Source organism: Neisseria weixii (genome assembly GCF_002327085.1).
GTDB classification, from domain to species: Bacteria; Pseudomonadota; Gammaproteobacteria; order Burkholderiales; family Neisseriaceae; genus Neisseria; species Neisseria weixii.
On sequence record NZ_CP023429.1, the window covers coordinates 247,698 to 263,186 of the forward strand.

General features: G+C 52.7%; 10 protein-coding genes and 3 pseudogenes. 6 read left to right on the forward strand and 7 right to left on the reverse strand.

Annotation, left to right across the window (positions count from 1 at the left end):
* Positions 1-477: 477 nt before the first annotated feature.
* Complete coding sequence (locus tag CGZ65_RS01375) at positions 478-3,420, forward strand: Rne/Rng family ribonuclease (protein ID WP_096294545.1); 2,943 nt, start codon at positions 478-480, stop codon at positions 3,418-3,420.
* Positions 3,421-3,709: 289 nt separating this feature from the next.
* Here the strand turns inward: CGZ65_RS01375 and aldA are convergent.
* Positions 3,710-4,908: pseudogene (gene aldA / locus CGZ65_RS01380) on the reverse strand (aldehyde dehydrogenase).
* A 235-nt stretch (positions 4,909-5,143) separates the two neighbouring features.
* Between aldA and trpB the strand changes: the two are divergent.
* The 3 genes and pseudogenes from trpB (at position 5,144) to CGZ65_RS01395 (ending at position 8,724) form a co-directional block, all read left to right on the forward strand.
* The gene (trpB, locus tag CGZ65_RS01385; RefSeq protein WP_096294546.1) at positions 5,144-6,349 is read left to right on the forward strand and encodes a tryptophan synthase subunit beta; all 1,206 of its coding nucleotides are present in this window, start codon (positions 5,144-5,146) and stop codon (positions 6,347-6,349) included.
* Positions 6,350-6,442: 93 nt separating this feature from the next.
* The gene (locus CGZ65_RS01390; RefSeq protein WP_096294547.1) at positions 6,443-7,171 is read left to right on the forward strand and encodes a dienelactone hydrolase family protein; all 729 of its coding nucleotides are present in this window, start codon (positions 6,443-6,445) and stop codon (positions 7,169-7,171) included.
* 282 nt (positions 7,172-7,453) lie between these two features.
* Positions 7,454-8,724, forward strand: a pseudogene (locus tag CGZ65_RS01395) (O-acetylhomoserine aminocarboxypropyltransferase/cysteine synthase family protein).
* A 77-nt stretch (positions 8,725-8,801) separates the two neighbouring features.
* Here the strand turns inward: CGZ65_RS01395 and CGZ65_RS01400 are convergent.
* On the reverse strand, positions 8,802-9,755 hold the full coding sequence (locus CGZ65_RS01400) for a bile acid:sodium symporter family protein (protein ID WP_096294548.1): 954 nt from the start codon (positions 9,753-9,755) through the stop codon (positions 8,802-8,804).
* A gap of 313 nt (positions 9,756-10,068) precedes the next feature.
* On the opposite strand from CGZ65_RS01400, the gene CGZ65_RS01405 reads away from it, so the two are divergent.
* Together CGZ65_RS01405 and CGZ65_RS01410 are read left to right on the forward strand one after the other, a co-directional pair.
* Positions 10,069-10,458: an MliC family protein gene (locus CGZ65_RS01405; protein WP_096294549.1), complete on the forward strand. Its 390-nt coding sequence runs from the start codon at positions 10,069-10,071 to the stop codon at positions 10,456-10,458.
* A 157-nt stretch (positions 10,459-10,615) separates the two neighbouring features.
* On the forward strand, positions 10,616-11,620 hold the full coding sequence (locus tag CGZ65_RS01410) for an IS5 family transposase (RefSeq protein ID WP_096294550.1): 1,005 nt from the start codon (positions 10,616-10,618) through the stop codon (positions 11,618-11,620).
* Between the two features lie 157 nt (positions 11,621-11,777).
* Here the strand turns inward: CGZ65_RS01410 and CGZ65_RS01415 are convergent, their stop codons facing one another.
* The 5 genes and pseudogenes from CGZ65_RS01415 to polA form a co-directional block, all read right to left on the reverse strand.
* On the reverse strand, positions 11,778-12,014 hold the full coding sequence (locus tag CGZ65_RS01415) for a cytochrome-c oxidase (RefSeq protein ID WP_095502508.1): 237 nt from the start codon (positions 12,012-12,014) through the stop codon (positions 11,778-11,780).
* Between the two features lie 186 nt (positions 12,015-12,200).
* Positions 12,201-12,530: an STAS-like domain-containing protein gene (locus CGZ65_RS01420; RefSeq protein WP_096294551.1), complete on the reverse strand. Its 330-nt coding sequence runs from the start codon at positions 12,528-12,530 to the stop codon at positions 12,201-12,203.
* Between the two features lie 18 nt (positions 12,531-12,548).
* The gene (locus tag CGZ65_RS01425) at positions 12,549-12,947 is read right to left on the reverse strand and encodes a hypothetical protein (protein WP_096294552.1); all 399 of its coding nucleotides are present in this window, start codon (positions 12,945-12,947) and stop codon (positions 12,549-12,551) included.
* Entirely contained in the window at positions 12,937-13,482 is a 546-nt protein-coding gene (locus tag CGZ65_RS01430) for a hypothetical protein (protein ID WP_123804044.1), read from the reverse strand. Before CGZ65_RS01430 ends, CGZ65_RS01425 begins: the two co-directional genes overlap by 11 nt.
* Before the next feature lie 71 nt (positions 13,483-13,553).
* A pseudogene (polA, locus tag CGZ65_RS01435) lies at positions 13,554-15,481 on the reverse strand (DNA polymerase I).
* Positions 15,482-15,489 lie beyond the last annotated feature (8 nt).

Sequence of the window (15,489 nt, forward strand, 5' to 3'; positions counted from 1 at the left end):
TTATAGACAGCCAGTAAACGGGAGAGCGTAATTAAGTTTGAATTGATTTGCCCATCTCACAGAGCATAAGACGAACGGATTTTCAGGGTTCCGCCCGCCGCGCAGCAATCTGAAGAATAACAACAGGCAAACGATGAAGAAGATGACGGCTACCTGATTTATGCGGCTTGATGATGTTCAATCCGCGCTTAATTTTAGGCCTGACATACTGAAAAGATGGTATACAGGCGGCGGTGTCTTTCATTTCATGATACCGAATTGTTCTTTATGACCTTCTTTATCCGAACCCGACCGTACATGACCGTATTTTTTCAGACGGCATGAAACCTTGCGGAAATTCAACTCAAAAACTGATTACATCAGGACCACCAGCCTGCTTGCCTAATGTTCAAGTAAGCAGCGTGTCCCGCCTCGTGAGTGCCAGCCGGCTGCGTGAGGCCGTCTGAAAAGACGGTGCAGCCAAACGAGGTTACTATCATGAAACGTATGTTATTTAATGCAACGCAAGCCGAAGAGCTGCGCGTTGCGATTGTCGATGGCCAAAATTTATTGGATTTGGACATCGAAACGCTGGGCAAAGAACAGCGCAAGGGCAACATCTACAAAGGTGTGATTACCCGCATCGAGCCGTCGTTGGAAGCGTGTTTCGTCGATTACGGAACCGACCGACACGGCTTTTTGCCGTTTAAAGAAGTGTCGCGTTCGTATTTCCAAGATTACGAAGGCGGCCGCGCCCGCATTCAAGACGTGCTCAAAGAGGGCATGGAAGTCATTGTGCAGGTGGAAAAAGACGAGCGCGGCAACAAAGGCGCAGCCCTGACCACGTTCATCAGCCTGGCCGGACGCTATTTGGTGTTGATGCCGAATAATCCGCGCGGCGGCGGCGTATCGCGCCGTATCGAAGGCGAAGAGCGCGCCGAACTGAAAGCCGCGATGGCCGAATTGGACGTGCCGCGCGGCATGAGCCTGATCGCGCGCACCGCCGGTATCGGCCGCAGCGTGGAAGAACTGCAGTGGGATTTCGATTATCTGCTGAAACTGTGGCGCGCCATCGAAGAAGCGGGCGAAGCGCATAAAGATCCGTATTTGCTGTTTATGGAAAGCTCGCTGCTGATCCGCGCCATCCGCGATTACTATCGTCCGGATATCGGCGAGATTTTGGTCGACAATCAAGAAGTGCACGACCAAGTGTCTGAATTCATGAGCTATGTGATGCCGAACAACATAGGCCGCCTGAAGCTTTACGAAGACCATACGCCTCTGTTCTCACGCTTCCAAATCGAACATCAAATCGAAAGCGCGTTCTCACGCAGCGTCAGCCTGCCCAGCGGCGGTGCGATTGTGATCGACCACACCGAAGCGCTGGTATCGATTGACGTCAACTCCGCCCGTGCCACACGCGGCGCCGACATCGAAGACACGGCGTTCAAAACCAATATGGAAGCGGCCGAAGAAGTGGCACGCCAAATGCGTTTGCGCGACTTGGGCGGCTTGGTGGTCATCGACTTCATCGACATGGAAAACCCGAAACACCAACGCGATGTCGAAAACGTGTTGCGTGACGCGCTGAAGAAAGACCGCGCGCGCGTGCAAATGGGCAAGCTCTCCCGCTTCGGCCTGCTTGAGTTGAGCCGGCAGCGTTTGAAACCGGCCTTGGGTGAAAGCAGCCATGTGGCCTGCCCGCGTTGTGCCGGGACCGGTGTGATCCGCGGCATCGAATCGACCGCGCTGCACGTGTTGCGCATCATTCAAGAAGAAGCCATGAAAGACAACACCGGCGAAGTGCATGCGCAAGTGCCGGTGGATGTGGCGACCTTCCTGCTGAACGAAAAACGCGCCGAACTGTTTGGTATGGAGGAGCGTTTGGACGTATCCGTATTGCTGATTCCGAACATTCACCTGGAAAATCCGCATTACGAAATCAGCCGCATCCGCACCGATGATGTGGAAGAAGACGGCGAGCCGAGCTACAAACGCGTGGCCGAGCCTGCTGAAGACGAAAACGCCAAACCGTTCGGCAGCGAGCGCGCCAAAGCCGCCCGCCCTGAACCTGCGGTAAAAGGCGTGCAGCACACCCAACCGGCGCCGACCGTGGCCGAGCAAAAACCGGCCACTTGGTGGGACAACTTCAAGGCCTGGCTGGGCAAAATCTTCGGTGGCGCGACGGCCTCTGCCGAGCCTGAAAAACCGGTGGAAGAGAAAGCCGAAAAACGCCAAGCCAACGGCAACCGTAACGGCAACAACAACCGCCGCCAGCAAAACCGCCGCCAAAACCCGCGCCGCAACAAACGCGACGGCAGCAAGGTAGAAGTGCACGAAGTCAGCGCCGAAGCCAAAGAAACGAAAGCCGTTGACAGCAAAGCCGACAACAAGACCGAAGCCAAAGCGGAAGGCAAGGAAAACAACCGCAACCGCTGCGAGCGCAACCGTTCAAATAAAGAAGAACGCAACCAAGCCGCCGCCTCGGTTGCTGCTCTGACCGATATGCCGTCTGAAACCGGCGGGCAAGCCGCACCTGCTGCCAACAAGCGCAGCCGCAACAACCGCAATGCCAACAAAAACGTTGCCGTTGAAACTGCTGAAGAAAATGTAGTGGTCGAAAATGTTGCCGCGGAAACCGTGGCAGAGGTGGCTGTTGAAAGCGCACCGGCGGCTGAAAAGCAGCCGCGCGAGCGCAACAGCCGCAACCAACGCGACCGCAACAACAACCGTAATCAGCGTGACCGCCGCAGCAGCAACAAAAAACGCAATATTCCGTCTGCCGAGAAAATCGAGCATTATCTGAATATCGCCGATGCAGCGGATAAAGTACGCTTTGCCGTGGCGCATGTGTTTGGCGAAACCGTGGAGCAAACGCCGGTGGCGGTTGCCGTACCGGGCGAGCCGGTGGCCGAAGTGGAGGAGAACGCACCATTGGTGGTTGTGATTCCGGAGCCGGTTGAAGCCGAAACCGTAACTTTCGCCATTGAAACCGAAGCGCATGAAGCGGAAGCCATCCGTGTGGAAGAAAGCACCGATGACGAACGTGTCATCATTGATAACGCTGTCGGCAACGTAGCCGCTGCTGTGACTTCCGTATTTGCCATTGAGGCGGCGGATGAATTTTTGCCGATGACCGCCGTGCCGGCCGATCAAGAAGCCCAAGCCGTAGCGGTCATGGAAGACGAGCTGATTGCGGCCAGAGCCTCTAAAGAAGTTGAAGCAGCGGTGCAAGAAGTGGTGGAGAAAGAGCAGGCCGTTGCCGATGCGATGCCGTCATTGGGCGAATTGGTGTTTGTCGAAACCAACCCTGAGGCCGTTGCCGCTTTGGCTCAAGCGCAACCGGAAAAGGTATACGGTTTACGCCGTGCCGATGTGCCGAAAGTGGAAGCTGAAAACGTTGAAGTTGAGATGATTTTGGTGGAAACCCGCAAAGATTGAGCATGAAGCAATTAGTCTTGGCAAAAGCCCGATGGTTAACATCGGGCTTTTTTGTTTTTCATTATGAATAGCAGGCCGTCTGAAGTTTTCAGACGGCCTGATGCCTTTGCAAAATCGTCATCTTTGGCACATTTCTTCATTATGTGCTGCTCGAAAACTTGCCTATCTTGATGGTCTGTCTTCGCTTTTTGCGCTGCTGTAACGTCAAACTGTACTCCAGTCTGAAGTTTTGCACAGGTCTCGGCCTTTTGATTGAATTACTTTCTTCAATGAGATGAATTCAATCTGCTTAAATATCGGTTTCCAGATAAACCACTTGGGTTTGCAAATATTCTTCCAAACCGTGTTTGCCGTCGGCGCCTCCGATACCTGATTTTTTCCAACCGGCGTGGAAGCCTTGCATGGCTTCGAAGTTTTCGCGGTTGATGTAGGTTTCACCGAATTGAAGGCGGCGGGTGACGTAGAAGGCTTCGTTCAGGTTGGTGGCGTATACCGAGCTGGTAAGGCCGAATTCGCAATCATTAGCCAAGCCGATGACTTCGTTCAGCGTTTCGAAGCTTGCAATCGGCAATACCGGGCCGAAGGTTTCTTCTTTCATGATGTCCATGCTGTTGTCGACATTGGTCAACACCGTAGGCTCGAAGAAGAAGCCTTTGCCTTCGGCGCGTTTGCCGCAAGCCAAAGTTGCGCCTTGCTGCACCGCGCGCTCGACTTTTTCGGCCACCGGTTTCACTGCGCGCTCTTCAATCAGCGGGCCCATTTCCAGTGTGCCGTTTTCTGCTTCGGCCGGATTGCCGAAACGCACGCCCTGCATGGCGGCAATCATTTTTTCGGTGAACGCGTCTTTCACGCCGTTGTGCACATACACGCGCTCGGCGCAGTTACAGATTTGGCCGGTTGCCCACGCGTGATGCCAAAATCGATTTTACCGCCAAGTCCAAATCCGCGTCTTTCAACACGATGGCAGGGGCTTTGCCGCCCAATTCCAGTGAGACTTTGGTGATGTTTTGCGATGCGGCTTCCATCACTTGGCGGCCGGCATCAACCGAACCGGTCAGGCTCACCATGTCGGCTTGCGGATGCGCCGGCAAGGCATTGCCGATTTCCGCACCTGCGCCGTTGATCACGTTGGAGACACCGGCAGGCAGACCGACTGAATCGGCGATTTCGGCGAAGATGTGGCAGTTAATCGGGTAATGCTGCCCGGTTTTACCACGATGGTGTTGCCGAGGCATCGGTCAGTTCATCAGCACGCGCACGAATACCGCCGGCAATTTTTCGCAAATACGTGCCACGCTCGACCGCCGGTGTGCGTTCCCATCCGGTTTGCGCCAAACGTGCCGCCGCAACCGCACGGTCAACATCGGCCGCACTGCCTTTCGGCTCTTTGGCGATCACTTCTTCGGCCGAGGGGTTCAATACATCGCGCCATTGGCCTTGGAAATCGTTTTCAAAGCGGCCGTTGATGTACATCGCTAATTGTTTCATGCGTTCCTCCTGGTTTGTAGTCGGATGTAGTTTAGTGTGGGAAATAACGCCGCCTGAAACAAGCAGAAAATGACAAAGGCTTGTATATAAATGATAATATTTTTATTTTAAACAAATAATTTGACAAATTAGTCTAAAACAAATCACAGGTAAATCGTTTATAATAGAAACAGATTCGCCGTCGCCACACTTTTCACACGGCCTCAATGAAACCGATAATAGAGGATAGTCAAACATGGCAAAAGAGCAGTTAAACCCCATGATTCTGCCGGATTCAGACGGCAATTTCGGCAAACACGGCGGCAAAATCGGCCATCCCGAATTGGCCAAGGCTTTAGAAGAATTAAACACCGCGTTTCACAACATCATCGGCGATGAAGATTTCATCAATGAAATGAAACGCCTGCAGGCGGCTTATGTCGGCCGTCCGAGTCCGATTTATCATGCCCAAAGCCTGTCGCAACGCGGCGCACAGATTTTTCTGAAACGTGAAGACTTAAACCATACCGGCGCACACAAAATCAACCACTGCATCGGTGAAGCGCTACTGGCGAAAAAAATGGGCAAAACCAAAGTCATTGCCGAAACCGGCGCCGGTCAGCACGGCGTGGCGCTGGCCACCGCTTCGGCCTTGGTCGGATTGGAATGTGAAATCCACATGGGCGTGGTCGACATTGCCAAAGAGCATCCCAATGTGTCGCGCATGAAAATTTTGGGCGCGAAAATCGTGCCGGTGTCTGCCGGTGCGGGTACGCTGAAAGAGGCGGTGGATTCGGCGTTTGAATCGTATTTGTCGCAATTGGGTACCGCCATGTTCGCCATCGGTTCGGTGGTAGGCCCGGCGCCTTATCCGGAAATGGTGGCATATTTCCAATCGATTGTCGGCCATGAAGCGCGCGAGCAGTTTGCCCAACAATATGGCGGTTTGCCTGATGAGGTGGTGGCCTGCGTGGGCGGCGGTTCGAATGCCATCGGCTTGTTCAATGCCTTTATTGATGATGAATCGGTCAATTTGGTCGGTGTCGAACCGGCCGGCGAAGGTTTGGATAAACCCGGCCGCCACGCCGCGACCATGGCCAAAGGCAGGTTTGGCAACATTCAAGGCTTTAACTGCTACTATCTGCAAGAAGAAGACGGCACACCTGCCGCCGTGCATTCTATCGCCTCCGGTTTGGATTATCCCGGCGTAGGCCCGCAACACTGCCTGTTGAAAGACAACGGCCGCGGCCGCTACGAATGCGCCACCGACCAAGAATGTTTGGATGCGTTTTTGACCCTGTCGCGCGAAGAGGGCATTATTCCGGCGCTGGAATCGTCCCACGCCATCGCCTACGCCTTGCGCCGCGCTGCCGAACTCGACAGCAGCAAGCGCCTACTGGTGAATTTGTCCGGCCGTGGCGACAAAGACATTGATTATGTGTTGAGTAAAATCAAGGTTTAATGATACTAATAGGCCGTCTGAAATTATTTTTTTCAGACGGCCTAATCCAACCCAAATCCCACCCGAGTCTAACCATTAGAGAAAGGAAATCCCATGAGCATTCTCACGCGCACCGTCAGCTATACCGACAGCAGCGGTACCACCCTGCAAAGCCATTTCGCCTATCCGGCACAAGGTGGAAAAGCCGCCGCCGTGTTGGTTGCACCCGAATGGTGGGGCTTGAGCAAACACGCCAAAAGCAGCGCCGAACGTTTGGCTGAACAAGGTTATGCTGCGTTGGCCGCTGATTTATACGGCAACGCCATGCTCACCGAAGATGCTACGGTGGCCGGTGAAAACATGATGAAGCTGGTGAATAATCCGGAATTGCTGGCCGAACGCACACAGCTGGCTTTAGACGCGCTGGCGGCACAAGCTGAAAGCGACGGCGGGCGCTTGGCCGCCATCGGTTTCTGTTTCGGCGGCCGTGTGGTGCTGGAAGCCGCCCGCCGCGGTACGCCGTTGAAAGCGGTGGCCACTTTCCACGGCAACCTGACCCCTTCCAAACCGGCCGAAAAAGGCACCATCAAAGGCGAATTGCTGATTGAGCACGGTGAGTCGGATACCTTGGTGACCATGGAAGACGTCGAAGCTTTCCGGGCCGAAATGCAAGCCGCCGAAGCCCGTTTCCATATTGACGTGTTCCCCAATGCCAAACACGGCTTCACCAATCCGAAAGCCACTCACAACGGTGAGCGCAACGGTGTGGATTTAGGCTACCAGCAAGAAGCGGCCGAGCAATCATGGCAAAATATGCTGGATTTGTTCAAACGCGTTTTGTGATGGTGTTTTAAAATATAGGCCGCGACCTTTCCAAAACTGCCTGAAAAGCCACTGTACAAAGAACCGACGTCATTCCCGCGCAGGCGGGAATCCATTTTTGAGTATGGCAAACTGTTGAATAAAATAAGTTTCTGAAATTTTAAGATGGATTCCCGCCTGCGCGGGAATGACGGCTGTTTGGGTTTTTATTGGTGGTTCATGGGGTTTTGCAAAGGTCTCAGGCCGTCTGAACAAGGCTTTTCAGACGGCCTCAACAATAACGACTTCAAGGAAAAGGAAAACATGAAACGAGAAACCATCGCCCTGCACGCAGGTTATCATTCCGACCCGACCACCAAAGCCGCCGCCGTGCCGATTTACCAAACCACGTCATATACCTTTGACGACACCCGGCACGGCGCCGATTTGTTCAACTTGGCCGTGCCGGGCAATATCTACACCCGCATCATGAACCCGACCACCGCCGTATTGGAAGAGCGGGTGGCCAAGCTCGAAGGCGGCATCGCCGCATTGGCCGTGGCCAGCGGCATGGCGGCGGTTACCTATGCCGTGCAAACCTTAGTGGAAGCGACAACATCATCGCCACCAAAACGCTCTACGGCGGTACCTACAATTTCTTCGCCCACAGCCTGCCGCGCCAAGGCATTGAAGTGCGCTTTACCGATGCCGACAAGCCCGAGCAAATCGCCGCGCTGGCCGATGAACGCACCAAGCTGGTGTATTGCGAATCCATCGGCAATCCGGCGATTAACGTGGTGGACATCAAAGCCTTTGCCGAAGCCGCCCACGCACAAGGTTTGCCGTTGATGGTAGATAATACCGTGCCGTCTCCGGCTTTGTTCCGCCCGATTGAACACGGTGCCGATATTGTGGTGCAGTCGCTGACCAAATACATCGGCGGCCACGGCACCACCATCGGCGGCGCGATTATTGACGGCGGCCAATTCCAATGGGCCGGCAATCCGCGTTTCGACAAAATTTTCAACCAGCCCGATCCGTCTTACCACGGCGTCAACTACACCGAGCATTTCGGTGCGGCAGCCTACATCGCCCGTGCCCGCGTGGTGCCGCTGCGCAATACCGGCGCGGCCTTGTCGCCGCAAAGCGCGTTTTTACTGCTGCAAGGCTTGGAAACGCTTGCCCTTCGTATGGAACGCCATTGCGAAAACGCCGTAAAAGTGGCCGAGTTCCTGCGAAGCCACCCGCAAGTAGAATGGGTAAACTACCCCGCGCTGGCCGACAGCCCGTATAAAGCCTTAATCGACCGCGACTACGGCGGCAAAGCATCGGGCTTGCTCAGCTTCGGCATCAAAGGCGGCCGCGAAGCCGGTGCCAAATTCATCGACGCGCTGCAACTCTTCCTGCGGTTGGTGAATATTGGCGACGCCAAATCACTCGCCACCCATCCGGCCAGCACCACCCACCGCCAGTTAAACGACGAAGAACTCGCCGCCGCCGGTGTCGGTGCCGACATGGTGCGCCTGAGCGTGGGCATTGAACACATCGACGATTTGCTGGCCGATTTGGCGCAAGCTTTGGAAGCCGCGAAGTAAGGCGTTGAACAAACACCGTTCATAAAAACAGGCCGTCTGAAAGCAATACTTTCAGACGGCCTTTTGATACCCCGACCTTATTGCGCTTTGCGCTTATCCCACCAAGCAAACAAATTGCCCAACACGGTGCCGGATACCGAGTGCCATACACAGGCCACGGCGGTAGCGACGGCGGATTCGGCGTTGGTTGGGAAAAATTTCGCGCTCAAGCCCGTGGCCAAACCGGCGTTTTGCACGCCAACTTCAATGGCCAACGTCCGTTTTTTGGCTGTGTCCATGCCGAACAATGCGCCGGAATAGTAGCCCAAAATATAGCCGATGATGTTATGGGCCGCGATGGCAACCAACATTACCAGTGCCGATTCCATAAAGCGGTGGCCGTGTACCGCTGCCACACCGCCGACAATACAGGCAAAAGCCAGCACCGCCACGCCGGGCATCACCGCGCGGACATCGGCAAACCAAGGCTTATGTTTAAAGAACATATTGCACACCGAGCCGATGACCACCGGCAGCAGCGTCACCAGCAGCATAAATTTAAACATGCCCCAGCCGTCCATATCGACGGTTTCACCGATCAGATACATCATCCACAGCGGCGTCATCACCGGAGCGAGCAAGGTTGAAACCGTGGTCATTCCCACCGAAAACGCCACATCGCCTTTAGCCAAAAAAGACATAATGTTGGAAGAAACCCCGCCCGGACACGTGCCGACCAATACCAAGCCCAACGTCAGGCCGGTGGACAAATCCAGCGCTTTGGCCACAGCAATCGCCACCAACGGCATGATGGTATATTGCGCCGCCGCGCCCACCAAAATATCCAACGGCCGCTGCGCCAAAATGCGGTAGTCGGCTTTGCCCAAGGTCATGCCCATGCCGAGCATGATGATGCCCAATACCAAAATCTGCGTGTCGCCTTTCACCCAGGCAAAAGTAGCCGGTTCAATAAAGGCGGTGATGGAAGCCAAAATAATCACCGGCGCAGTAAATCGCGTCAGTTGGTGGCTGATAACAGCAAAAATCGACATCTTGTTATCCCTTATATAGAAAAATCGGTAAAGCGGTTTTTAACAGATTTTTACTGCGTTTAGCAAATGCGTTGCCGCCAAAATATGCGGCAATTTCTTAGACGGTTGCGCGCAATATACTGTTTTTAGGAATAATATTTTATGAATATACCAATAAAATGAGGCCGCCTGAAACATAATGGTTCAGACGGCCCTGCAATTGGCGTTTACAGGCTAATTTTTCAGACGGCCTGATAAGTTTTACAGAAAATTGTAGAGAATGTAATTGTTATCGGTAATGCATAAGCATACTGCAACTGAAAAGGAGTGTTTTATGAAAACCATTACTGCCGCCACATTGGCCGCTTCGATTATCCTGCTGGCTGCCTGCGCCCAAAGCGGCAACAGCCACCACCATCACCATCATCACGGCGATGGCCACCATCATCACCATGCCGGCATGAGCAAACCCATGACCTTCGAATGCAAAAACGGCATGAGCGTAAATGTCGAAAACATCGGCGAAGACAAGGTAAAACTCACCGTAGCAAACCGCAGCGCTCAGTTGACCCGAACTTCAGCCGCTTCCGGCGAGCTTTACACCGGCAACACCGGCCTGTGGGGTACGGGTGCGGAATGGCACCAAAAAGGCAGCGAAGCCTACTTTGAATATACCGGTTTGCACGGTGCCAAAGGCGCAACCGTCTGCTATCACGGCAAATAATTTCGGTGTGTGAAATCGTGTCATCGCAATAAAAACACGTTTGCCTAAAAGCTAAAAAGGCCGTCTGAAACTTATGTTTTCAGACGGCCTGAGACCTTTGCAAAAAAAACCCAAAACTCCCCTAAATTCCCCCTAAAGAATTCAGAGGAGTTTTTTTATGAGCAGCTTCTTCCACCAACAAGCCCGAATCATGACGGGCAAACATACCGGCAGCTGCCCGTTGCTCAAAATTAACCGGCTGCCCGATTGGCAGCCCGCCGGACAACTGCCCAACCGGCAAAAGACCCGTTACATCCGCGGTCACCGCGGCCGCCCCGCCTATCCGCTGCCGCCCATGCTCAAAGCCGTATTGCCCGGCCAATGGCACAGCCTTTCCGATCCGGAATCGGAACGCTGTCTGGCTACCCGTCCGGATTTCTGCTTCTTCTGCGGCTTTGATAAACCCGCCTTACCCGGCCACAGCACCCCCTGCCGTTTCCGCAACCGGCCGTCACAGGATGACGCCTTAGCCCGGCTTCCCGAACCGGTTAACCGCCGGCTGACCGAAAAAGGCTTAAAAACAGAGAAAGCCCCGGCAGCAGTGATTGACGCCGCCATCATCCAAACTGCCGGCGGCAAACAGCGTCAGGCTGTCGAAACCGATGAAAACGGCATCACTGCCGAAACCCTGCCCGGCAAAGACAAGGATGCGCGCCGGGTGAAGAAAGAGGGCAGATTCACCTTGGGCTGCAAACAACACACCCGCACCGGTTCGGAAGGCTGTATCGGGAAACTGCACACCACCCCGGCCGACGCCCGTGAGTGCAACCATTTCGGACCGCTGCCGGACGGCACCGCACCCGGAACAACCGTCTATGCCGATAAGGGGTATGACAGTAAAGCCAACCGGGAGCATCTGCAAAGCAAACGGCTGTCCGGCGGCATGATGCGTAAGGCACAGCGGGGCAAACCTTTAACGGAGCAGGAGAAACAGCGCAATACGCAGCTGTCGGAAGTGCGCTGTGCGGCCGGGCAAACCTTCGGTACGCCGCACCGGAAATCCGGCTGTAAAAGAGCGCGTTATTTCGGTTTACGGAAAGTACCGGCGCAAAGCCATTTGAAAGCGGTGTGCCTGAACCTGCCAAAGGCAGCCGGCAGGCTTCGTGTGCCTGCTGCTGCCTGAAAAGGGCAATGGCACCCGATAAAGGGGCTGATTGGGGGAAATACGGACGGGAAACACGTCTGAAAATGAAAAAACGGTTACCTGATTGTTCAGGTAACCGTTTGGATGGGGTGGCCGGTATTTCGCAAAGGTCTCGGCCTTTGGTATGGTTTAACCATCAATCTTTATCATTGCCGGCCACATCGTTGACCACATCTTCCACAAACTGCTCCACCGGATTAATACCCGACTGCTCACGCACGATTTGACGCTGCTCATCTGTCAACGGCTCATATACTTCCGTCGCCGCACGCTCACGCGCTTCTTCACGCTTGCGGTCTTGCTCTTCAAAGCTCTCATAAGGCTGCGGCTTCACTTTACTCAAATCCACTTCATCGCCTTTAAAAATGCTCATATCTCGCTCCTTTGCGTTATTGCGGGGTATGGATTGAGTGTAAACAAATAGGGGTGGGGTGGCAAGTAAGGATGGGTAAAAGGGGCTAACTGACAAAAGATGAGTATATTTCGTTATCAAAGATAAAGCTGCTTGAAAAAAATATTTCAAGCAGCTTTTTTATATTTTTTATAAATGTATGAAGCTTTAAGCCATCGCTAAATCTAATTTTTGTACTTTAAAATTAGCTAACTCTTTTTTCCTGCCTAAAATAGCTTTTGCGATACTCTTATCCGCTTGACCATTGCCATTGATTAAACGTATTTTTGATTTAACAGTATCCCAGCCATAAATTTTAACTAGAATACCTACGCATTCATCAGCAAATGAGCCAGAAATTATTTCCGTATTTTTGAGATCAAGGATAATTTTCGTGCAATCTTTGTCTTCAATAAGACTGATAATTTGGTCTCGAAATGGAATAGCGGAGCGACGAGAAGCAAGGCTACCGCTAGGTAAGCGAATAGTTTGTTCCATGATGTGTACTCCTTAAGTTTAATCGGTTAGTGCTAATAAAATATCACTAAGTTCTGAATTGTCTACTGAGTCGATACAAGGTTGTGTTAATGCTTCTACATTTAGTTGACATGTGATAATAACGCCATCCCAATTGTATTGTTCAGAAGTGGTGTAGACAATATTAGGCGAATTCGGATTGATTGACAACATACAATTTCCAGAAACTATATTTAATTTTCCATTATATTGTTGAATTAATTCGATAAATTTTGCTAATCCCAGACCTGCATGATTGTTGCTTTTCCTGTATTTAGCGGATTTCCCCATGGGGTTTCCAATTACATCGGAGGGAAGTTGTTGTGTCCAATCATCATAATTTTCGGCTTCAATCTTTTTGGAAGAGTGCCCTTTTTCGATACACCATTTATTGGTCATGTGTTGAAATTGGCAAATTTACACGATTGAGCTCTTTTAAAAAGCCACCGCCTAAATCTGCTAGTGCAAATTCGATTTTTCCAGCTTTCTTGTAGAGTTGAGTCATGGAGAATCCGGTAGATTTTCCATGGGACCATACATTGTCATGAACTTCTCCAATTACTTCCTTTAATGAATTTAGTCCCTCACTTTGGTAATTAGTTGTGAAGTTGCTGATACAGCTAATAATTTGTGTATTGGCGCTATCTGTGGCTTCTTCATTATCGAGTAAGGTTAAAACGGAGTAAGTGCTACCTATGTTATGACGATAGTTAGTACAAGGTATGTTCCATAATGCTTCATTGAATCCAATAGTAGCTAAGTAGCTCTGAATAGACTCTGATTGGACCTGAAAACAATCTAATGTAATGGGGTTCTTTTTAAGATGGGCTGCAATTGTCACAATATATGATGGAGTCAGAAAGTCGTCATTTTTAATAAGAAAATTAGATCCTGAGCTACATTCTTGTAATGCTGAAAAAATATTTTTAGTCATAATAAAGTTTTATAGAAGTAGAGGGTTTGTGAGTTAGTATATTAATGTATTATTATTTAGTTATCTATCAATCAATGTGCTTCGTCCCAATTCTCCCCCACGCCCACTTCAGCCACCAGCGGCACGTTCAATTCACCTTTGGCGACATTGGCCATAATCTCGGGCAGTTTTCGCTTCACCAAATCCAATTCGGATTCCACCACTTCCAGCACCAATTCATCATGCACCTGCATAATCAGTTTGCTTTGCAGGCCGTCTGAAACGAGCCATTGGCGCACATTTTTCATGGCGCGTTTGATGAGGTCGGACGCGGTGCCCTGCATGGGGGCGTTGATGGCGGCGCGTTCGGCACCGGCGCGGGCGTTGCCGTTTTTGCTGTGGATGTCGGGCAGGTAGAGGCGGCGGCCGAACAAGGTTTCGACATAGCCTTGCTGCGCGGCTTGTTCTTTGGTGCGCTGCATGTAATCGGCCACACCCGGATAGCGGGCGAAGTAGCGGTCGATAAAGTTTTTCGCCGACACGGCATCGATGCCGAGTGATTTGGCCAAGCCGTATTGACCCATGCCGTAAATCAGGCCGAAGTTGATGGTTTTGGCGTAGCGGCGTTGGTCGGTGGTGACGTTTTCAGGGGTACGCCGAACACTTCGGCGGCGGTGCGGCGGTGTACGTCTTCGCCGTTTTGGAAGGCTTCAAGCAGGGTTTTGTCGCCGGAGAGGTGCGCCATAATCCGTAATTCGATTTGCGAGTAGTCGGCAGAGGCAATCACGCTGCCGGCCGGTGCGTTAAAGGCGCGGCGCACTTTGCGGCCTTCTTCGGTACGGATGGGGATGTTTTGCAGGTTGGGGTTGTTGCTGGCCAAGCGGCCGGTGATGGCGACGGCTTGGGCGTAGGTGGTGTGCACGCGGCCGGTGCGCGGGTTGACCATTTCCGGCAGCTTGTCGGTGTAGGTGGATTTGAGCTTGGCCAAGCCGCGGTTTTCCAAGATGATTTTCGGCAGCGGAAAATCGGCGGCCAGTTGTTCCAGCACGGCTTCGTTGGTCGACACGCCGCCGGATGCGGTTTTTTTCAGGCCTTTGGTCGGAATGCCCATTTTGCCGAACAGGATTTCTTGCAGCTGCTTCGGCGAATTGAGGTTAAACGGCTGACCGGCGGCTTTGTAGGCCTGCTGTTCCAATTCAAGCAGGCGGCGGCCGAGCTCGTGGCTTTGGGCGGCCAATTCGGCTTTGTCGATTTGCACGCCGGTGCGCTCCATCTCGAACAACACCTGCGCCACGGGCAATTCCATGTTTTGATAAATATCGCGCTGCTTGTCGTCCATTTGTTTGACCAAATGGTTTTCGATGCGCAGGGCGAAATCGGCATCTTGGCAGGCGTATTCGGTGGCTTGTTCCAAGGCGGCATCGGCAAACGAAATCGCTTTCGCACCTTTGCCGCACAAGGATTCGTAGGTGACGGTTTCCAAGCCGAGCCAGCGCGCGGCCAATTCGTCAAGGCTGTGCCCCAAATGGCTTTCGACAATGTAGGAAGCCAACATGGCATCGCCGCTGATGCCTTGGAGCGCGATGTCGTAATTGGCGAACACGTGTTGGTCGTATTTGAGGTTTTGGCCGATTTTATGCAGCGTTTCGCTTTCTAAAAAAGGTTTCAGACGGCCTAATACGTCTTCCAAAGCCAATTGGTCGGGCGCGGCGGCCGGGGTGTGGCCGACCGGAATATACACCGCTTCGCCGGCGGCAAAGGCCATGCTGATACCGACCAATTGCGCATTCATGGCATCGAGTGAAGTGGTTTCGGTGTCGAGGCCGATGGTTTTTGCGGTGGCGAGTTTGCTTAATAAGGCGGCCAACTGCGCTTCGGTGGTGATGGCTTGGTAATCCAGCTTGGCCGGTGCTTCGGCTTGGGTGATGATGTGTTCAGACGGCATTTGGGCAGCCAACGCGGCTTGTTCGCCGATGTCGGGGTTGCCGAACAAATCATCGCCTTGCGCTGTTTCGCGCATACGCTCTT